Annotated in this window: 17 protein-coding genes; 8 read left to right on the top strand and 9 right to left on the bottom strand. The window is 66.0% G+C overall.

What is annotated here, in order from left to right; translation table 11 throughout:
• Genes ACIP1U_RS18570 through ACIP1U_RS18560 form a run of 3 tightly spaced genes read right to left on the bottom strand, consistent with a single transcriptional unit; the run spans window position 1 to window position 3174 of the window.
• Window positions 1-1248, bottom strand: a complete 1248-nt coding sequence (locus ACIP1U_RS18570; RefSeq protein ID WP_400317594.1) for an ABC transporter substrate-binding protein — start codon at window positions 1246-1248, stop codon at window positions 1-3.
• Between the two features lie 44 nt (window positions 1249-1292).
• On the bottom strand, window positions 1293-2348 hold the full coding sequence (locus tag ACIP1U_RS18565) for a cyclase family protein (RefSeq protein ID WP_400317592.1): 1056 nt from the start codon (window positions 2346-2348) through the stop codon (window positions 1293-1295).
• A gap of 1 nt (window position 2349) precedes the next feature.
• Entirely contained in the window at window positions 2350-3174 is an 825-nt protein-coding gene (locus ACIP1U_RS18560; protein WP_400317591.1) for an IclR family transcriptional regulator, read from the bottom strand.
• A 344-nt stretch (window positions 3175-3518) separates the two neighbouring features.
• On the opposite strand from ACIP1U_RS18560, the gene garD reads away from it, so the two are divergent.
• Window positions 3519-5078 (top strand): galactarate dehydratase, encoded by a 1560-nt coding sequence (garD, locus tag ACIP1U_RS18555; RefSeq protein WP_400317588.1) that lies wholly within the window; start codon window positions 3519-3521, stop codon window positions 5076-5078.
• Between the two features lie 280 nt (window positions 5079-5358).
• Here the strand turns inward: garD and ACIP1U_RS18550 are convergent, their stop codons facing one another.
• The 5 genes from ACIP1U_RS18550 to ACIP1U_RS18530 all read right to left on the bottom strand — a co-directional run bounded on the left by ACIP1U_RS18550 (window position 5359) and on the right by ACIP1U_RS18530 (window position 10068).
• Window positions 5359-5784 carry a hypothetical protein gene (locus ACIP1U_RS18550; protein WP_400317586.1) on the bottom strand — a complete coding sequence of 142 codons (426 nt, stop codon included), beginning with the start codon at window positions 5782-5784 and terminating at the stop codon, window positions 5359-5361.
• Between the two features lie 64 nt (window positions 5785-5848).
• Entirely contained in the window at window positions 5849-6211 is a 363-nt protein-coding gene (locus tag ACIP1U_RS18545) for a hypothetical protein (RefSeq protein ID WP_400317583.1), read from the bottom strand.
• A 614-nt stretch (window positions 6212-6825) separates the two neighbouring features.
• Complete coding sequence (locus ACIP1U_RS18540; protein ID WP_400318021.1) at window positions 6826-7425, bottom strand: hypothetical protein; 600 nt, start codon at window positions 7423-7425, stop codon at window positions 6826-6828.
• 77 nt (window positions 7426-7502) lie between these two features.
• The gene (locus ACIP1U_RS18535; protein WP_400317581.1) at window positions 7503-8909 is read right to left on the bottom strand and encodes a selenium-binding protein SBP56-related protein; all 1407 of its coding nucleotides are present in this window, start codon (window positions 8907-8909) and stop codon (window positions 7503-7505) included.
• Between the two features lie 220 nt (window positions 8910-9129).
• Complete coding sequence (locus ACIP1U_RS18530; RefSeq protein ID WP_400317578.1) at window positions 9130-10068, bottom strand: LysR family transcriptional regulator; 939 nt, start codon at window positions 10066-10068, stop codon at window positions 9130-9132.
• 111 nt (window positions 10069-10179) lie between these two features.
• Between ACIP1U_RS18530 and ACIP1U_RS18525 the strand changes: the two genes are divergently transcribed.
• The 5 genes from ACIP1U_RS18525 to ACIP1U_RS18505 all read left to right on the top strand — a co-directional run bounded on the left by ACIP1U_RS18525 (window position 10180) and on the right by ACIP1U_RS18505 (window position 15973).
• Window positions 10180-10920, top strand: coding sequence for an SDR family oxidoreductase (locus ACIP1U_RS18525; protein WP_400317575.1), 741 nt, complete (start codon window positions 10180-10182; stop codon window positions 10918-10920).
• A 189-nt stretch (window positions 10921-11109) separates the two neighbouring features.
• Window positions 11110-11631 (top strand): sigma-70 family RNA polymerase sigma factor, encoded by a 522-nt coding sequence (locus ACIP1U_RS18520; RefSeq protein ID WP_400317573.1) that lies wholly within the window; start codon window positions 11110-11112, stop codon window positions 11629-11631.
• An 8-nt stretch (window positions 11632-11639) separates the two neighbouring features.
• The gene (locus ACIP1U_RS18515; RefSeq protein WP_400317570.1) at window positions 11640-12659 is read left to right on the top strand and encodes a FecR domain-containing protein; all 1020 of its coding nucleotides are present in this window, start codon (window positions 11640-11642) and stop codon (window positions 12657-12659) included.
• Window positions 12660-12770: 111 nt separating this feature from the next.
• Complete coding sequence (locus ACIP1U_RS18510) at window positions 12771-15215, top strand: TonB-dependent siderophore receptor (protein ID WP_400317567.1); 2445 nt, start codon at window positions 12771-12773, stop codon at window positions 15213-15215.
• Window positions 15216-15244: 29 nt separating this feature from the next.
• Entirely contained in the window at window positions 15245-15973 is a 729-nt protein-coding gene (locus ACIP1U_RS18505; protein ID WP_400317564.1) for a DUF4198 domain-containing protein, read from the top strand.
• 44 nt (window positions 15974-16017) lie between these two features.
• On the opposite strand, the gene ACIP1U_RS18500 is transcribed toward ACIP1U_RS18505, so the two are convergent.
• Window positions 16018-16713, bottom strand: coding sequence for a TetR/AcrR family transcriptional regulator (locus tag ACIP1U_RS18500; RefSeq protein ID WP_400317561.1), 696 nt, complete (start codon window positions 16711-16713; stop codon window positions 16018-16020).
• A gap of 284 nt (window positions 16714-16997) precedes the next feature.
• Here ACIP1U_RS18500 and ACIP1U_RS18495 point away from each other — a divergent pair, with 284 nt between their 5' ends.
• Both ACIP1U_RS18495 and ACIP1U_RS18490 read left to right on the top strand, forming a co-directional pair.
• On the top strand, window positions 16998-18734 hold the full coding sequence (locus tag ACIP1U_RS18495) for an AMP-binding protein (RefSeq protein ID WP_400317559.1): 1737 nt from the start codon (window positions 16998-17000) through the stop codon (window positions 18732-18734).
• A gap of 47 nt (window positions 18735-18781) precedes the next feature.
• A partial coding sequence (locus ACIP1U_RS18490; RefSeq protein WP_400317557.1) for an acyl-CoA dehydrogenase family protein occupies window positions 18782-18969 on the top strand: 188 nt, incomplete at its 3' end.

Raw genomic sequence — 18969 nt, 5'->3', positions numbered from 1 at the left:
TCAGTGCCTGAGCAGCGGGCATTGCGACTTCGATGCCGGCATGAAGGCCTGCTCGCCCGGCACCGTCGCCACGACCTTGTAGTAGTCCCATGGATACCTGGATTCGGCCGGCGTTTTCACCTCGAACAGGTACATGTCGTGGATCATGCGGCCGTCCTCGCGGATGCGGCCGTTCCTGGCGAAGAAGTCGTTGATCGGCATCGATTTCATCTTCTTCATCACCGCGGCGGTTTCGTCGGTGCCCGCCGCCTGCACGGCTTTCAGGTAGTGCGTCACCGACGAATACGCGCCGGCCTGGCTCATGTTGGGCATCTTCTTCAGCTTCTCGAAATAGCGGCGCGACCACGCGCGGGTGGCATCGTTCATGTCCCAGTAGAAGGCTTCGGTCAGCACGAGGCCACCCGCGGTTTTCAGTCCGATGGCGTGGATATCGTTGATGTACAGCAGCAGGCCCGCCATGCGTTGCGCGTTGTTGCGCGTGAGGCCGAACTCCGATGCTGCCTTGATGGCGTTGATGGTGTCGCCGCCAGCATTGGCCAGTCCAACGACCTGCGCCTTGCTGGCCTGCGCCTGCAGCAGGTACGAGGCAAAGTCGCTGGCGCCGATCGGGTGGCGCGCGGCGCCCAGCACCTTGCCGCCGGTCTCGTTGATGACCGCGGTGGCGGAGGCCTGCAGCGTATGCCCGAAAGCGTAGTCGGCGGTCAGGAAGAACCAGCTCTTGCCGCCGCGCTGCACTGTGGCGCGCGCGGTGGTGTTGGCGAGCGCGTAGGTGTCGTAGGCGTAGTGCACCGACACCGGCGTGCACAGGTCGTTGGTAATGCGCTCGGTGCCCGGCCCCGAGAACACCACGATGCGGTTCTTCTGCCTCGCCACTTCCAGCACGGCCAGCGCCGGCGCCGAGGCGGCCACGTCGAGGATGGCGTCGACATTGCCCGTGTCGTACCACTCGCGCGCCTTGTTGGCGGCGATATCGGCCTTGTTCTGGTGATCGACCACCACCAGCTCGATCTTCTTGCCCAGCACCTTGCCGCCGAAATCGTCGATGGCCATCTGCGCCGCGGTGGCGCTGCCGCGGCCGGTGACGTCGGCATACAGGCCGCTCATGTCGAGCAGCATGCCGATCTTGACCACGTCGTCGGAGATCGCTGCCTTGGGCTGTGCGTGCGCGGCGCCGCAGGCCAGCACCGCGGCCAGCGTCAGGGTGAGGGCGCCGGGGGCCCGGCGTCGGATCGAATGACGAAGCTTCATGGTGTCTCCTCTGTCCTCTGGCTTGTTGTGGTTCCTGGTATTGGCTAGACCGTGGCGATCGGCGTCACCGGCGAACCCACCGCCCCCGGCAGCCGCAGCGGCGGCGCGGTCAGCTGGAAGCGGGTGCGGCCGTTGGCGCGCAGCCAGTCGGCCAGCTCGCGCAGGTACCACAGCTCGCCCAGCGGCAGCCCCAGCTTGAACAGGCAGTGATGGTGCAGCGGCAATAACGGGTGGTGCTTGTCGCCATCGGGGGCGGGGCGGGCCGGGTAGCGCTCGACCGCGTAGTTATCGGCGATCAGGGCGGCGATGCCGGCATCGGTGATCCACTGCAGCAGGCGGTCGTCGCGCCCGTCGAGCGCGCAGCAGCTGTGGTGCAGCACGGCTGCGTCGGGCTCGCGCTGCATCGACAGCACCACCTCGGCAAAGCCGGTGCGCAGCAGCAGCATGTCGCCCGGCTCGACCTCCGCCTTGCCGGCGTCCATCGCGCGCATCAGCTCGTCATAGCCGACATTGCGGAAGTCCTTGCCGAACACATGCGCCAGGTCCACCAGCACACCGCGGCCCTGCATGCCCTTGACGGCAAAGTTCTCGATGCCAAGCGCCTGCGCGGCGCTGTGGTCGTGGCCGCAGGGATGGGCGGCGAAATCGTCGTCGTCGGCATAGTCCACCGGGCCGACGACATGCTCGTTGGCGCGGAAGCCGTTGTAGTAGACGCGCTCGGGCCGGCCGTCGCCGTCGGCATCGAACAGCGCGCCCACGTGCGCCAGCGAATCCCACTGCGTGCTGTACTGCAGGCACATCAGCACCTGGTCGTCGCTGATCACGTCGGTGGCGGCGGGATCGACCTTGGCGAGCGGGAAGTTGAGGTAGGGGCTGTCGTCGCGGAAGGTGGGGCGCAATTGCGGCGGGTGGCGGCGCGGGTTGAGCTTGTTGCCGCCCGGGTAGTCCAGCGGCAGCGACAGGCAGAAGCTGATGCCGGCCCGCACCTCGCGCGCGCCTTTGACGACCTGCTCGGGGCCGATCAGGTTGACGCGGCCCAGTTGGTCGTCGGGGCCGAAGTCGCCCCAGTTGGAACCTTGCGGACGTTGCTTCCAGCGCATGTCATGCCTCCTCTCGCGTACGTGGCCGGGTGGCCGGCCGTGGGGTGTCAGGGTTGGTTTCTGGTTTGACGTCGGCGTGCGAGCGCCAGTGCTGGCAGATGGCGTCGGCTTCGCGCCGCAGCGCGCGCGCCATGGCGGCCTCGCGGCCGGTGATGCGCTCGTTGAGCGCCGCAATGCTGATCGCGCCCAGGGGGTAGCCGTCCGGGCCGGGCAGGGCGATGGCAATGCCGCCCATGCGCTCGACCACGACGTCCAGCAACACGGCGTAGCCGCGTTCGCGCGTGGCCTCCACATGGCCCACCAGCATGTCGCGGCTGAAGCGCGGGTAGCGGCGCATGGCCGGGGCGATGCCGTCGAGTACCGCGTCGACCTCGGCATCGGGCAGCGCGGCCAGCAGCGCCAGGCTGCCGGCGCCGATCCCCAGCGGCCGGCGGCTGCCGATGTCCAGGTAGTTGGCGCGGATCGGGAAGGTGCCCAGACGCAGTTCGATGCAGACCGATTCGCAACCGCTTGGCACCGACAGGATGGCGCTGTCCTCGAAGGCGTTGGCCAGCCGGATCAACGCCGGGCGTACCAGCGGGCGCAGGTCCGTGCGCGCCAGCGTGGCGGCATGCAGTGCCAGCCATTCGCGCCCCGGTGCAAAGGCCTTGGTGGCGGGATCGCGCTGTACCAGTCCTTCGGCCGTCAGGGTTTCGAGGAGCCGCAGCGCCGAGGCCTTGTCGACGCCGGCGGCCAGCGCCAGGTCAGTCAGGCGGCTGTTGCGGGCATCGGTCAGGGCGCGCAGCAGGCGGCAAGCCTTCTGCAGCGAGGTGCTCGGGGTGGTCACGCTGGTGGTCTCCTTGTCCGGTTTTCATCGCGTGAAACCGGTTGGAGCCGTTATAGGCCATCTGTGCCTGCCAGTCATTCTGCGCCGCCAGAAAGTTTTGCCGAATGAAATAAATTGGCTATCAGTAGGCGCATGTGCCAATTGTTGTCGTACAACATAGAGCAAACTCAATGGCCAGCAACGAAGAAGTCAGGCTTGCTCGGACAATTTGATGCAATACGTGGCGTATCAGGCTATAAAATCAGGGTAAGCCCGAGCGCCAGCCCGCTCCAGAGCCTTTACAATGTCATCAGACAACGTAACACATGGCCGGCAGATCGCCGCCTCCTGAAGAGCCTGCAATCATGAGTGAAGCGACCCCAGCGCCGGCATCGCGCCCCCTCTACATCACGATGCACCCCGACGACAACGTCGCCATCGTCGCCAACGACGGCGGGCTGCCGCCCGGGACCACGTTCCCGTGTGGCCTGACGCTGGTCGAAGGCGTGCCCCAGGGCCACAAGGTCGCGTTGACGGGCCTGCGCGAAGGCGACGAGGTGATCCGCTACAACGTGGTGATCGGCTACGCGCTGAAAGACCTGCCGCGCGGCAGCTGGATCAACGAGCGCGTGATCCGCATGCCGGCCGCGCCGGAGCTGCACGACCTGCCGGTGGGCACGCGCGTCAAGCCGCTGCCGCCGCTGGAGGGCTACACCTTCGAGGGCTATCGCAATGCCGACGGCTCGGTCGGCACGCGCAACATCCTCGGCATCACCACCACCGTGCAGTGCGTGGAGGGCGTGGTCGAGTTTGCCGTGCGGCGCATCAAGGAAGAGCTGCTGCCGAAGTACCCCAACGTCGACGACGTGGTGGGCCTGGAGCACACCTACGGCTGCGGCGTGGCGATCGACGCGCCGGATGCCGGCATCCCCATCCGCACGATCCGCAATATCGCGCTGAACCCCAACTTCGGCGGTGAAGTGATGATCGTCAGCCTGGGCTGCGAGAAGCTGCAGCCCGCGCGGCTGGTCAGCGCCGGCACCATCCCGATCCAGAAGGAAGGGGAGCCCGACGTGGTCTGCCTGCAGGACGAGCAGCACGTGGGCTTTGCCTCGATGATCGATTCGATCATGGCCACGGCCGAGAAGCACCTGCAGCGCCTGAACGCGCGCCGGCGCGAGACCTGCCCCGCATCGGACCTGGTGGTGGGCGTGCAGTGCGGCGGCAGCGATGCCTTCTCCGGCGTGACGGCCAATCCCGCGGTGGGCTTTGCCACCGACCTGCTGGTGCGCGCCGGTGGCACGGTGATGTTCTCCGAGGTCACCGAGGTCCGCGACGGCATCGACCAGCTCACCGCGCGCGCGGCGACGCCCGAAGTGGCCGAGGCGCTGATGAAGCAGATGGCCTGGTATGACGCCTACCTGGAAAAGGGCAAGGTCGACCGCAGCGCCAACACCACGCCTGGCAACAAGAAGGGCGGCCTGTCGAATATCGTGGAAAAGGCAATGGGCTCGATCGTCAAGTCCGGTACCGGCCCGATCCATGGCGTCAGCGGCCCGGGCGAGAAGGTCACGCAAAAGGGTTTGATCTACGCCGCCACGCCGGCGGGCGATTTTGTCTGCGGCACGCTGCAGCTGGCCGCCGGCATGAACCTGCACGTCTTCACCACCGGCCGCGGCACGCCGTACGGGCTGGCCGAGGTGCCGGTGATCAAGGTCTCGACCCGCAACGACCTGGCCCGCCGCTGGCACGACCTGATGGACGTCAACGCCGGCCGCATCGCCACCGGCGAAGCCACCATCGAAGAGGTGGGCTGGGAGCTGTTCCACACGCTGCTGGCAGTGGCCAGCGGCAAGAAGTCGTGGGCGGAACACTGGAAAATCAAGAACGCGCTGGTGCTGTTCAATCCGGCGCCGGTGACCTGAGGCCCCTGCCTTGGAAGTCCGCAGGAGGAGGAGGGGAGGAGAGGGAGGGTGGGTGGAGAGGAAGATGACAACAGCAACGTTGTTGTTGTCATCCGCCGTACCCCAGCCTGGAACACGACTGGGTCGTAAGGTGCCTCACGAACCAGGCTGTCGTGAGTGTTGCAACGTCTTCCAGGGCCTTGCGGTCTTCGAAGCCTCGGCCATTCGTTGGGATGATCCTCAACTGCCGCGGGCATGCATTTGTTCAAACGCAAGGCACCCGACAGGAATCCAGGCATTTTCAGTGGCAAGAGCGGCACTTGTTCAACTCGGGCACACCCGCTGCTTCAGGCTGGAAGAGGACTTGCTGGATCATGAACCTCAGCGAAACCTCCAGCGCGGGCTTGCACTCGGAAATTCCACCACGCTGTGTGCCAAGGAAGGCGATACCGAGTGGGGAGAAGACGCAGATGCGGCCAAGGGAAAAATCTGCTTCCTCGGGATAGCTGAGGGTCCAGATCATTCTCTGATGCCGTGCCATATCGATGCAGGCAAATGTCGTAAACATGCTGATGGCGTCCGATGGAAGCTTATCGGTTGGCACGACCTCTGCAGCCGATAGAAAGCGCGACAAGGCGGCTCCATACTGAGGGCGTGCGGTTGCCATCCTGGCACGTGCCGTGAGTCGAACTGCATCGAGCTCGGTAATGAGCGGTTTCATATTCATCGGAGTCTCCCAGGTTTGCACGGCAGAAAGTGAACAGGAGGCCTGCTATAGGCGGTCTTAACTGCTACGAGATGGACCGACTGGCAGTCCGTCTTCCATCGTATCCATTACGCTGGTGCACAGGTGCCGCAGGAGACGGCAGCGATGCCGAATCCCGGGACGGAAAGAGGACTCTGCCGCTTGCCAACTGCATGACGAGAGCCTGCATTGCGAGGATGTCACGCGGCCGCTGCATTGCCAGGAACTGTCTGGTGCATTCATAGGAGCCAGGAACGGCGCCATGGAACCACTGAAGGTTCCATTCCATCAGCGTCTCGAACTGTGAAAATGCTTTCTCGGAAAAACACAGTACGTCTGCCACACCCCTGAGGACTTCAAGGTTGACTTGCTGGGCGGCTGAAAGCTGGGCAAAGGGCAATCGATTCATGATCACGCTCCTGCATATGAGCGCCACAGTCATTGGTTCGACGATATTGCGCTCCGGGTGAAGATGCTCCGGCAGAACTTGCTGGAGCCCCGCTCGACAAATATGAAAAGAGTCCGACCCCTGCCTGTCCTGGCTTGGGAATGCATCCCAGCCACGATCAAACATCGCCATGGCTTCAAGAAGCAGCGGTATGCAATCCCGATGAGGCAAACAACGGGGGCAAACAACGGGGGGATGAGTCGCTATCTGAGGGGAATTCCGGAGCCGCCAGGCGCGTCAGCGCGCCCTTGGCCGGCTCCGGATTAATAGAGGCAGGCGAGACCTACGCCATTGAGTGGCCGCTCGCTGTCGAGTCGGCGCGGAATCGTCATTGCGGCGCCAATTTGTGAGGGCGTGGCCGCAATCTCGGAAAACGGCTGCGCATGCATGCTTCGTGAGCGCAATTTATCGAAAGCGCGCGCCGTGATATCCATCGTTCAGGTCCTCTGAAGAAGATTGATAACGAGGTTCAGGGCATCATATCCACTTCACAAGGAAAGGGCAAACCACTCCGGGCCGATGCCGTGCTGGTGGCAGTGATTGTGCCGGGCTGGTGGTTCGGCTCGTTTTAAGCGCTAGCGCAGCGATGGCAGCTGGATGCCGCTGAATGCCAGCGCCAGCCCGCCGACAAGCACCAGGCTGAGCGCCCACACCACGTCGAGGTTGAACCAGCTGCGCGACACGAATTTAAGCCCGGCATAGCGATAGACCAGCCACGCCACCACGCCGCCGGTCGCGATCATGGCAGCGGCGTGCACGACGGAGACGATCAGCGCCATGGAGACATTGGCGCCCATCAGCGTGGCGGCGGCTTTGTGGCCGGGGTCTTCGTCGGCGCGGCACAATCCGAGATAGATCGGCACCAGCATCAGCCCGGCGCCATGCGCGATTGCCACGGCGAAGGACCATAGCGCCAGGCGCGACGGCGCAATGCGCGCCAGCGCGCGCGGATGGCGGCGCCAGACCAGCAGCGCCAGCCCCCAGCCGATCACCAGCAGCCCCGCGCCGAACTGCAGCGGCGCCTGCCAGCGGACCACCATGGCCAGTACGCCGAATGGCAGCATGACCGCAATCATCGCCAGCAGATGGCCCAGCGCCAGCCATCCGAGCGCCGACACCACTGCGCGGTCCTGCTGCGCCAGCAACCCGTTCGACACGGCCAGCGGCCATCCCATCGCGGGATTCAGGCCGTGATAGATGCCGCTTGCCAGGACTGCCGACCACAGGCCGGCATGCTCCCAGGAGAACGCCGTCAAGACCGGACCGACGGATAGCAGAACGAGTCAGTCGAGCAGTCGCCGCCTTCCAGCCGCACCTGGTGCGCGCGGTAGCCGTCGGGGAAGTCCAGCCAGTAGTCATCGGCCAGCGCCAGCCCGCCCTCCGGCTCGGCGCGTCCCATCACCTGCACGCCCGGCACGCCGTCGGGATAGAACTGGTTGTCCCAGGTGGAGTAGAGCGAATTGGTCCAGTAAATGCGCTTGCCGTCGCGGCTGATCTCGACCATCTGCGGGCCGCCGGCGAAGATCTTGCCGTTCGGATGCGGCGTGCGCCGTGCAATGCCGCCGAGATGGACCGAGCCCGCCAAGCGCGGCTTGCGCGGATCGGTGACGTCGTACTGGCGCATCTCGCCCGTGCCCCAGCAGGACACGTAGAGGAATTTGTCATCGAGCGACAGGTCGATGTCGGTGATCAGCGGCGGCACGGCACCGAAGCCCTGCAGCAGCGGCGGCAGCAGGTCAGCCGAGGCCGGCTCGGGCGGGATGGTCGCGGTCTTTTCCGCATGGAACTTGCCGCCTTCGCGCCACCAGGTCCAGATCGAGCCTTCCAGGTTGGTGGTATCGACCACCACGCCGACAAAGCCGTATTCCCGCACCGGATCGTGCGCGGGCCTGACTTCCAGCGCCATCTGGTGGTTGGCGCCCAGGTCGATGGTCTGCACGTTGCGCCGCGCGCGCAGGTCCCAGAAATGCAGCTTGTGGCCATACTTGTTGGAGAGCAGGTCTTCCGCCACCAGGCCGTTCTCGAACTGCGGCGGCAAGGCCCATTCGCTCGACACCATGTAATCGCGCGGCAGGTTCCACCAGAAGTCGTAGTGCTTCTCCTGCTCGCCGCGGTCGATTTCCCAGCGGCCGAGCACCTCGAAGGTCTCGCAGTCCATGATGAAGATGCCGGGCAGTCCGTCGGTGCCGTCCTGCCCCGCGCCGCCGAGCGTGCTGACGTAGATCCCTTCCGGGCCGCAATGCACGGTGTGCGGCCGCGAGTAGCCGGTCTTGCTGATGATCTCGTCCGGCTCGATGATCTTGTGGATGCGCGCCTGCGTGGGATGCGGCTTCGTGTCGATGATATAGATGCGCGACGAGCGCATGCCGGGAATGATCAGGTAGCGCCGCTCCAGGAACGCGTGGCCGGTCAGCGGCGACAGCGCGGAGGAACAGGCATTCCAGCCGAAGTGATGCAGCTCGTCGCCCTTGTTGGTCATCGGCACGGTATGCACCACCGTGCTGTAGGTGGGCGAGCCGGGCTTGACGTCGATCACGGCCAGCGCGTCGGGGCGCGAGCCGTCGGGGCTCAGCAGCAGGGTGTAGGCGAATTCTTCCGGTGGTGCGCTCATGGCGAGCTGGGGCGACGGGTAAAACGTGGGATCCGGCCGCATGTTCATGGTAAGCCCTCCTTGTTCTACCCCGGTCACATGCCGTGAGAAACGCGCAGTTCGCCGGCATGGCATGGTCCGCGCACGGAAGTGGACTTCGGGCCTACTTAGCCTAGGTCGTTCTCCAACCCTAGTCAAACGGGAGCCGGGCGCAGGCGAGCTGGCCGTGAAGAGCCGCGAATGGCCGTGAATAGCCGTGAATAGCCGCGAATGGCCGTGTATGGCCGCTTCAGCGCGCGTCGTTGATGCCAGGATCAAAGCGCGCGGCCAGCCCCCGGTCGCGGAACGCCGCCACCACAAAGTCGATGAACACGCGCGTCTTGGGCGGCAACAGTGTCTTGTTCGGGTAGTACAGCGAGATGGGCCCGCTGTCGGCATGCCATTCGGGCAGCAGCCGCACCAGCGCACCGCTTTCCAGCCATTTCGCCGCGTGCGGCGTCGGCAGCAGCGCCACGCCGTAGCCCAGCACGGCGGCGTGCGCCATTGCCTCGGGATCGTCGAAGATCATGCGCGTGCGCTGCGTGACCGGCGCCTCTTCGCCTGACTCGCTGCGCAGCGTCCATGCGCGCAGCCGGCCGGTCGGGCCGGAGCGCCGGACGATGCCGTCCATCGCGGCCAGGTCGCTGGGATGGGCCGGCATGGGCCTGCCCGCCATATAGGACGGCGATGCCGTGACGATGATGCAGGTCCGCGCCAGTTCGCGCGCGACCACGCCGTCGGTCAGTTCGATGCCGCCGCCGATGGCCGCGTCATAGCCGTCCTGGATCAGGTCCGCGGGGCGATTGTCGAAATGCCAGTCCGGCACGATCGCCGGATACCGTTGCAGGAACTCGCCCAGCAGCGGCACCAGGTGTTCGCGGCCGAAGGCGAGGGCCATGCTGACCTTGAGCGTGCCCGCGGGTTTGCCGGCGTCCTGGGAGGCGCTGGCAAAGGCATCGCGCAAGGTCGAGAACGGATCCGAAACCTGCCGCAGGAATTGTTCGCCGCTGGCGGTCAGCGTCAGCTGGCGCGTGCTGCGCTGGAACAGCCGCAGGCCCAGGTGCGACTCCAGCCGCGCCACGTTCTTGCTGACCGCCGCCGGCGTCAGGCCAAGTTGGCGCGCCGCCGCGGAAAAGCTGCCCACTTCGGCACTTCGGACAAAGGATTCGAGCAAGTTGAGGGCTTCCATGGCCTCAGCTTATACCAATGGTTGAAAAAGTTGATGCCGGCTTATGGCTACCGAAAGGGTAATCCGCGAACGATACTGGTTTCACCAACCAACCATTTCCCGGAGTCATTCATGGCCACCCTGACAGGAAAAACTGCATTCGTTACCGGCGGCGCCCGCGGCATCGGCGCGGCAATCGTGCGCCGGCTGGCGCGCGAAGGCGCCGCCGTCGCCTTCACCTACCAGAGTTCCGCCGCGGGCGCCAACGCGCTGGCCGCGGAAGTGGAAGCCGCCGGCGGACGCGCGCTGGCGCTGCAGGCCGACGCCGCCGATCCCGCCGCGCTGACCCGCGCCATCGACGGTGCCGCGCGCCAGTTCGGCAAGCTCGACATCCTGGTCAACAATGCCGGCGTGCTGCGGCTGGGATCGGTCGAAACCCTGTCGCTGGAAGACTTCGACGAGACGCTGGCCGTCAACGTGCGCGCAGTGTTTGTCGCGGCGAAGGCAGCGCTGGCACACATGGGCGAAGGCGGCCGCATCATCAACATCGGCAGCACCAATGCCGAACGCATGCCGTTCCCCGGCGGCAGCGCCTATGCGATGAGCAAGTCCGCGCTGCTGGGGCTGGTGCAGGGCATGGCGCGCGATCTCGGTCCGCGCGGCATCACAGTGAACAACATTCAGCCAGGACCGACCAATACCGACATGAATCCGGAAGCCGGCGAGTTTGGCGCCGCGCTGCATGGCCTGATGGCGCTGCAGCGGCATGCCACGCCGGATGAGATCGCCGGCATGGTGGCCTATGTCGCAGGTCCGGAAGCGGGCTTCGTGACGGGGGCCAGCCTGATGATCGATGGTGGTTTCAGCGCTTAAGCGCCGTGCCTGCGGCCCCGCGAGGCCGCAGGCGCATTCGTCTTGCCAGCCCATCCGTGTCTTGCCCGCCCGTTTGACAGTCCCCGCCTGAATCTGTTATTAATAATGATTATCATTTGCACACATTCCAGACAACTGCCTCCGCATGGCTAGCCATGCCCGCTGGGGAGCAGCGTAGCGGGCAACACCATGCGTACACCGGGATCCCTGTTCCCATCGAGCATCGCGTCGCTGTACAGCGACCACCATTCATGGCTGAAGGGATGGCTGCACCGGCGCCTGGGCAGCGCCGACCATGCCGCGGACCTGGCGCAGGACACCTTCGTGCGCTTGCTTCACAGCGAACGCGTGCCGGCCGAAATGGACGAGCCGCGCGCGTACCTGACCACGGTGGCGAAGAACCTGGTGTCGAACCACTGGCGCCGCGAGAAGCTGGAGCAGGCCTACCTGCAAGCCTTGGCGCACGCGCCGCGCGAGGTAGAGCGCTCGCCTGAAAGCCGCGCCATCGTGCTGGAAACCCTGCTGGAGCTTGACCGGCTGCTCGATGGCCTGCAGCCCGTGGTGCGGCAGGCGTTTTTGCTGTCGCAGCTGGATGGCCACACGCACGCGCAAGTGGCCGAAGCGCTGGGCATCTCGGTGCCGAGCGTCAAGCGCTATATCGTCAAGGCGTTGCAGCGCTGCTATTTCGCTGACCTGTCCTTTACCGCATGACGCGTTCCATGCCGACTTCGGATTGGTACCGCGCCAGCGCCGACGCCGCGACCGTCCCGGCCGATGTGGCCGAGCGCGCGCTGGAATGGCTGCTCGAACTGCAGGAGCAGCACGGCGCGCCGCAATGCCTGGCTGCGCTGGAGCACTGGCGTGCCGAGCATCCCGACCATGAGCGCGCCTGGCAACGCATCGAATCCGTCCAGGCGCGGCTGCTGCAGTTGTCCACGCCCGGCACCGCCGGTATCGCGCGGGCGACGCTGGCCACGCCGGCTTCCAGGCCGCGCCGCCGGGCGGTCAAGGCACTGGCGGTGCTGGTGTGCACCGGCGGGCTGGCGTGGAACCTGCGCGAGCGTTCGGCAATGCGGCAGTGGGCGGCGGACTACCGGACCGACGTGGGCGAACGGCGCAGCGTGGTGCTGTCCGACGGCACGCAAATGATGCTGAACACGGCCAGCGCGGTCGATATCCGCTTCGACGCGGCCGAGCGGCGCGTCAGGCTGCTCGCTGGCGAGATCCTGATCACGACGGCCAAGGACGCGCGGCCGTTCCTGGTCGAATCCGCGCATGGCACTGTGCAGGCGCTGGGCACGCGCTACAGCGTGCGCCAGCAGGACGGCAAGACCGATGTCTGCGTGTTCGAAGGCGCGGTGCGGATTCGCCCGCGCGACAGCGCCGGGCAGGCGGTGGTGCTGCAATCCGGCCATTGCGCCAGCTACACGGCGCAGGCGGTGGACGCGCCAACGCCGGCCCAGACCGCGGGCATTGCCTGGGCTGAAGGCTTTATCGTCGCGCGCGGGATGCGTGTGGACGCTTTTATCGCCGAGCTGAGCCGCTACAGCCGCACCGCCTTGTCATGCGATCCCGCGCTGGCCGGGCTGCGTGTGTCGGGATCGTTCCCGCTGGACGACGTCGGCAAGGTGCTCGACGCTGTCAGCGGTACGCTGGACCTGCGCACGGAAACGGTGACCCGGTTCTGGGGGCAGCGCGAGATCCGGCTCGTCCCGGCGCCGGGCGCACGGCCAGGCTGACAGCGCTGATGCCGATGCAGGAAATTTTTTGCGCAGGGCTGATCCGTTTTGCAGTCTCGCGGGTCATGGAAGTCGAGAACTCCAACTCTGCTTCCAACCGAAGGTCTGCCCATGGGTCACGTCCCGGCGCGCAAGCGCCAGCCAACCACTATTCTTCGCCGCAAACTGCTCGCCTCGCTGGTGGGGCGCATTGCCGTCGGCGCCATCGTTCCCGCCATGGCCGCCGCGCCGGCCCTTGTGCTGCCGCTGGCCGCGCATGCGCAGGCGCGCGGCGCCAACACTTACAACATTCCCGCCGGCACGCTCGAGGATGCGCTCAGCCGTTTCGGCCGCGAGGCCGGCATCATGCTGTCGTTCCGGCCTGAAGCCACGGCCGGCAAGGCCAGCGCCGGGCTGCGCGGCAACTACACGCCGCGCGGCGGCCTCGACGCGCTGCTGGCGGGCTCCGGCCTGGAAGTGGTCGAGCAGTCCAGCGTCAGCTTCCTGATCAAGGCGCCGACTCCCGGTTTCGACGGCGCGGCCACGCTGCCGGCGGTGACCGTGACGGCAACGTCGGATGACGGCCGCCTGCCCGCCGAATACGCTGGCGGCCAGGTCGCGCGCGGCGGCAGCCTGGGCGTCCTTGGCACGGTCGACGTCATGGACGCGCCGTTCAGCGTCACCAACTACACCGCGGAGATGCTGGAGAACAGCCAGGCCCGCACGCTGGCGGACGTGGTCGTCAACGAGTCGTCGGTGCGCACGCTGACTTCCACCGGCGGCTTTGGCGAGGATTTCCAGATCCGCGGCTACACCGTGTCCAGCGGCGATGTCGGGCTGAACGGCCTCTATGGCATGGTGTCGGCCAGCCGCATGCCCGCGGCGATCATGGAACGCGTGGAGGTGCTGAAGGGCCCCGGCACGCTGATGTACGGCATTGGCCCCAACGGCAGCATCGGCGGCGCCATCAATATCACCACCAAGCGCGCCGGCGACGAGCCGCTGACGCGCCTGACCACCACCTATGAAAGCAAGTCGATCTTCGGCGTCCAGGCCGATGTCGGCCGCCGCTTCGGCGAGAACAAGGAGTGGGGTGTGCGCGTCAACGGCGTCTTCCGTGGCGGCAACACCAATATCGACGACGGCAGCCAGAAACAGGGGCTGGGCGCGCTGGGGCTCGACTACCGCGGCCGCAAGCTGCGCTGGTCGCTCGATGCCTACACCCAGCATGAAGGCACCGACAACTTCCGCCCGCAGGTCGGCTTCCAGTCCACGGTGCGTTCGATCCCGGATGCGCCGTCCGGTCACCGCAATTTCTTCCCCGGCACCGAGCTGTGGCTGCATGATTCGGCGGTGATGTCGCGCCTGGAATACGACCTGACGCCCAACCTGATGGTCTATGGCGCCGTCGGCTATCGCGGCGGCAGCGCGTACCAGACTTTCCCTTCCGGCCCGGTCGATGCGCTCGGCAATTTCCGCGTCACCAATTCCTACTACGACTCGTACAGCAAGACCAGCACGGTCGATGTCGGCGTGCGCGGCACCTTCAGCACGCTGGGCGTGGGCCATACCGTGACGCTGGGCGCCACCCGGCTGGACCAGGAACTCGGGAATGCCTACATCCCCTCGTCGACCAGCGTGGCATCCAGCATCTATAACCCGTCGCCGCTGCCGCCGATTACCGCCCCGCGCATCCCGGCGCGCAAGGCGTCGGACTCGGAACTGTCGAGCCTGACGCTGACCGACACGCTGTCCTTTCTCGACGACCGTGTGCTGATCACCGCCGGCATGCGCCACCAGCAAGTGGTGCTGGACAATTACTCGACCCCCAGCGGCGCGCGCACGGCCAGTTATGACGAAAGCGCGATTTCGCCACTGGCGGGCTTCGTGATCAAGCCGCTTGCCAATGTGTCGGTCTACGGCAACTACACTGCCGGCCTGACGCGCGGCGGCGTCGCGCCCGCCACGGCTGCGAACGCTGGCGAGGTGTTCGCGCCGTACAAGTCGAAGCAGTATGAGGCCGGCGTAAAGGTCGACTGGGGCAAGGTCACCACCACTGTGTCGGCGTTCCAGATCACGCGGCCCAGCGCGGTCACCGATCCGGCCACCAACATCTACAGTTTCGACGGCGAGCAGCGCAACCGCGGCGTGGAACTGGCGGCGTACGGCGAAGTGGTGCGCGGGCTGCGCCTGATGGCCAGCGCCACCTTCTACGATGCCAGTCTGACGCAGACCGCGGGTGGCGTGAACGACGGCAAGGATGCCAACGGCGTGCCGAACCGGACCTTCAACCTAGGCGTGGACTGGGACACGCCGTGGGTGCCCGGCCTGAGCCTGAGCGGGCGCATCATCAACACGTCGTCGATGTACTTCAACGCTGCCAATACGCTGACCTTGCCGTCGTGGACCCGTTATGACATTGGCGCGCGCTACCGCACCCGCGTGATGGGCAAGCCGGTGGTGCTGCGGGCCAATATCGAAAACCTTTTCAACTCGAACTACTGGCTGGCGAGCGGCACCTATGCCACCGTGGCCGCGCCGCGCACGCTGATGATGTCGGCGCAGTTCGACTTCTAATGCCCGCAAGGCAAATCCAGGGAGGATTGATGAAAACCACCGCAACCGCTGCTTTGGCACTGCTGGCGCTGTCCGGCGCCGCGCAGGCGCACCAGATCTGGATCGAGCAGGCGCCCGGCCAGAACGCCGTGATCCGCTTCGGCGAGTTCGGCGACAACCTGCGCGAAGCCTCGCCGGGGCTGCTCGACAAGATGGGGGCGCCGAGCGCGACGCTGGTCAGCGCGAAGGGCGAGCAGCGCGCCGAGGGCGTCAAGACCGCCGCCGGCTTCACGCTGCCGTTCACCGCCGGCGGCACCGACACGGTGGTCGCCGAAGACGCGAAATACCCGCTGTTCAAGAGCAAGCAGGGCGACAAGGAGCTGGTCAACCGCTACTACCCGTCGGCCCGCTGGGTCTCCGGCTTCGCGGCGCAGGCGCCGAAGCTGGCGTTCGACCTCGTTCCCGCCGGGCAGCCGGGTGCTTTCCAACTGTATTTCCAGGGCAAGCCGCTGCCCAAGACCAAGGTCGCACTGGTGACGCAGTCCGGCTGGGCCAAGGAGAAGCAGACCGACGAGCATGGCATGGTCACGTTCGACATGCCATGGAAGGGCGCCTATGTGGCCGAGGCCAGTCACAAGGAGCAGACGCCTGGCGAACGCCAGGGCGCGAATGGTCCAGAGCGCTTCACGGGCGTGAGCTACGTGACCACGCTGACGCTGGTCAAGCCGGATGGCATCGAGCCACTGCCCGCCGGTCCGGCCGCCACGCCTAACAAGTAAGTCCAACGCTGCCAGCCAGTACGCCGGCCCCGCGCCGGCGTGCGTCAGTCTTCAGCCGTCTTGCGCAGCGCCGCGCTGACTTCGCCGTAAAAGCCCCGAAGCTTCTCCAGTTCCAGGTCCACCGGCTGCAGCGCCGGCCACAGCAGCGCCACCATGTCGCGCGCGGTTTTCTCGATATCGACCTCGCGCTGCCGCGCGATCGCATCCCACAGGATGTGTTCCATCGGCCCCAGGATGGCCGAGCGCAGCAGGCTTAGCGGCAGGTCGCCGCGGATCTCGCCATTGGTGCGGGCCCGCGCCAGCAGGTCCATCAGCGGCGCCGTGTAGCGGCGCTGCAGCGGCAGGAATACCTCGCCCAGCCCCGGCCCCTTGGCCCGGCCTTCCGACAGCACCAGCGCGCACAGCCCGGTCCCCTGGATCAGGAACAGGCGCAGGTGCGTCTTCACGTAGAACTCAAGCTGCACCTTGGTGGGCTGGCCGTGCGGCATGCCCTGTTCCAGCGTGCTGATGATCTCGTCGTACCAGTCCTCGATCACACGCACGCACAGCTCGCGCTTGCCGTGGAAATAGGTAAAGACCGTCCCTTCGGAGACGCCCAGGCGCTGGGCGATCTCGGTGGTGGTGGCGCGCTCGTAGCCAAGCTCGGCGAACACGTCGCGGCTCACGCGCAGGATGTCGCGGATGCGCTGCTCGGCCTTGGCTCCGGCGGGAACGCGGCGCCGGGAACTGGTGTCTTCCATGTTGTTGGGGTGTGGACGTCTCTCTCGTGGCGAGGATTATAGTGCGCCGCCGGCCGGAACTTGAGTAAAGCTCAAAATTATTATTGCGTTCTGCCTGCCGAGCGTGTACTTTTCACTCGTCGGCGCCACAGGCCGCATCGGCAGGCGGCAGAAGGTGCAGCGGATTTAAGGGATTTCCCTGATGCATTGCCCCGCCAGCCCATCAAAGATAATGTACACGGCATGAATTGAGTGATACTCACAAATGCCGGCGCACGGAACGCCACCGAGCTTTGGAGACCAGTATGACGATGCAGGGCGAGTCCCAACCCACCATCCTGCCCCTGGGCGGGCTGTCCCATGTGCGAGGCGAAACCGATATCCCGCTGTCCGAGCAGACGGTGCCGGAACTGCTGGCGCAGACCGTCGCCCGATTTGCGCAGCGCGATGCGGTCGCTTTCCGCGAGCAGGGTGTGCGCTGGACCTGGCAGCAGTTCGCCGAGGCTATCGATGCGCTTGCAGCGGGCCTGCACGCGCTCGGCCTGGTCCGCGGCGACCGTGTCGGCATCTGGTCGCCCAACCGCGTGGAATGGGTGGTGACGCAGTTCGCGACCGCGCGGCTTGGGCTGGTGCTGGTCAATATCAACCCGGCCTACCGGCTGTCCGAGCTGGAGTACGCGCTGAACAAGGTCGGCGTCAAGGCCATCGTCGCGGCCGAAGCGTTCAAGACCTCGCGTTACCTGGAGATGCTGCAGGCGCTGGCGCCGGAACTCGCCACCAGCGAGCCGGGCGCGCTGCAGGCCGCGCGGCTGCCGTCGCTGCGCTGGGTGATCCGCATGGGCGAGGGCGAGACCCCCGGCATGATCCGCTATGACGATGTGGTGGCGCGCGGCGCCGGCGTGGCGCGCGGGGTGGGTCGCGAATCGCTCGACGCCATCAGCGCGCAGCTCGACCGCAATGACCCGATCAATGTGCAGTTCACCAGCGGCACCACGGGCGCACCCAAGGGCGCCACGCTGACGCACCGGAATATCGTCAACAACGCGCGCTTTATCGCCATGGCGATGCGCTTCACCGAGCAGGACAAGCTGTGCATCCCGGTGCCGTTCTACCACTGCTTCGGCATGGTGCTGGCGGTGCTGGCCTGCGTCTCGACCGGCGCCGCGATGGTGTTCCCGGGCGAAGCCTTCGAGCCGGAAGCCACCATGCAGGCCGTCAGCGAAGAACGCTGCACCGCGCTGCACGGCGTGCCGACCATGTTTATCGCGCAGCTCGACCATCCGCGCTTCGGCGACTATGACTTCTCGTCGCTGCGCACCGGCATCATGGCCGGCTCGCCATGCCCGATCGAGACCATGAAGCGCGTGGTGTCGCAGATGCATATGTCCGAGGTGACGATCGCCTACGGCATGACCGAAACCAGCCCGGTCTCGTTCCAGAGCAGCACCACCGATCCGCTCGACAAGCGCACCACCACCGTCGGCCGCATCCAGCCGCACCTTGAAGTCAGGATCGTCGACGGCACCGGCGCCACGGTGCCGGTGGGCGAGAAGGGCGAGCTGTGCACGCGCGGTTACTCGGTCATGCTGGGCTACTGGGACGACGAGGCCCGCACCGCCGAAACCATCCGCGATGGCTGGATGCATACCGGCGACCTCGCCACCATCGACGAAGAGGGCTACTGCAATATCGTCGGCCGCGTGAAGGACATGCTGATCCGCGGCGGCGAAAACATCTACCCGCGCGAGATCGAGGAATTCCTGTTCCGCCATCCCAAGGTCCAGGCCGTGCAGGTGTTCGGCGTGCCGGACCAGAAGTATGGCGAGGAGGTGTGCGCGTGGATCGTGCTCAAACCGGGCGAAAGCGCCACCGAGGAAGAGATCCGCGAGTTCTGCCGCAACCAGATTGCCCACTACAAGATCCCGCGCTACATCCGCTTCGTGAACGAGATGCCCCTGACCGTGACCGGCAAGGTGCAGAAGTTCGTGATGCGCGACCAGATGGTGCGCGAGCTGAACCTCAGCGAATCCAAAACGGCCTGATCCCCACGCCGAACATCGATTACCAAGATTTCCAAGACATCACTGCCATGACTACCTTGCCCGGCCTGAAATTCGACCTCGGCGAAGACATAGAGATGCTGCGCGATTCCGTGCGTACTTGGGCCCAGGCCGAACTGGCCCCGCGCGCGGGCGAGATCGACCGCACCGACCAGTTCCCGATGGACGCCTGGAAGAAGATGGGCGACCTCGGTGTGCTCGGCATCACGGTGGCTGA

This window comes from Cupriavidus sp. NPDC089707 (genome assembly GCF_044748965.1).
Classification (GTDB): Bacteria; Pseudomonadota; Gammaproteobacteria; order Burkholderiales; family Burkholderiaceae; genus Cupriavidus.
Note: the sequence above shows the minus strand (reverse complement) of the source record. Positions and strands in the feature narration are given on the sequence as shown.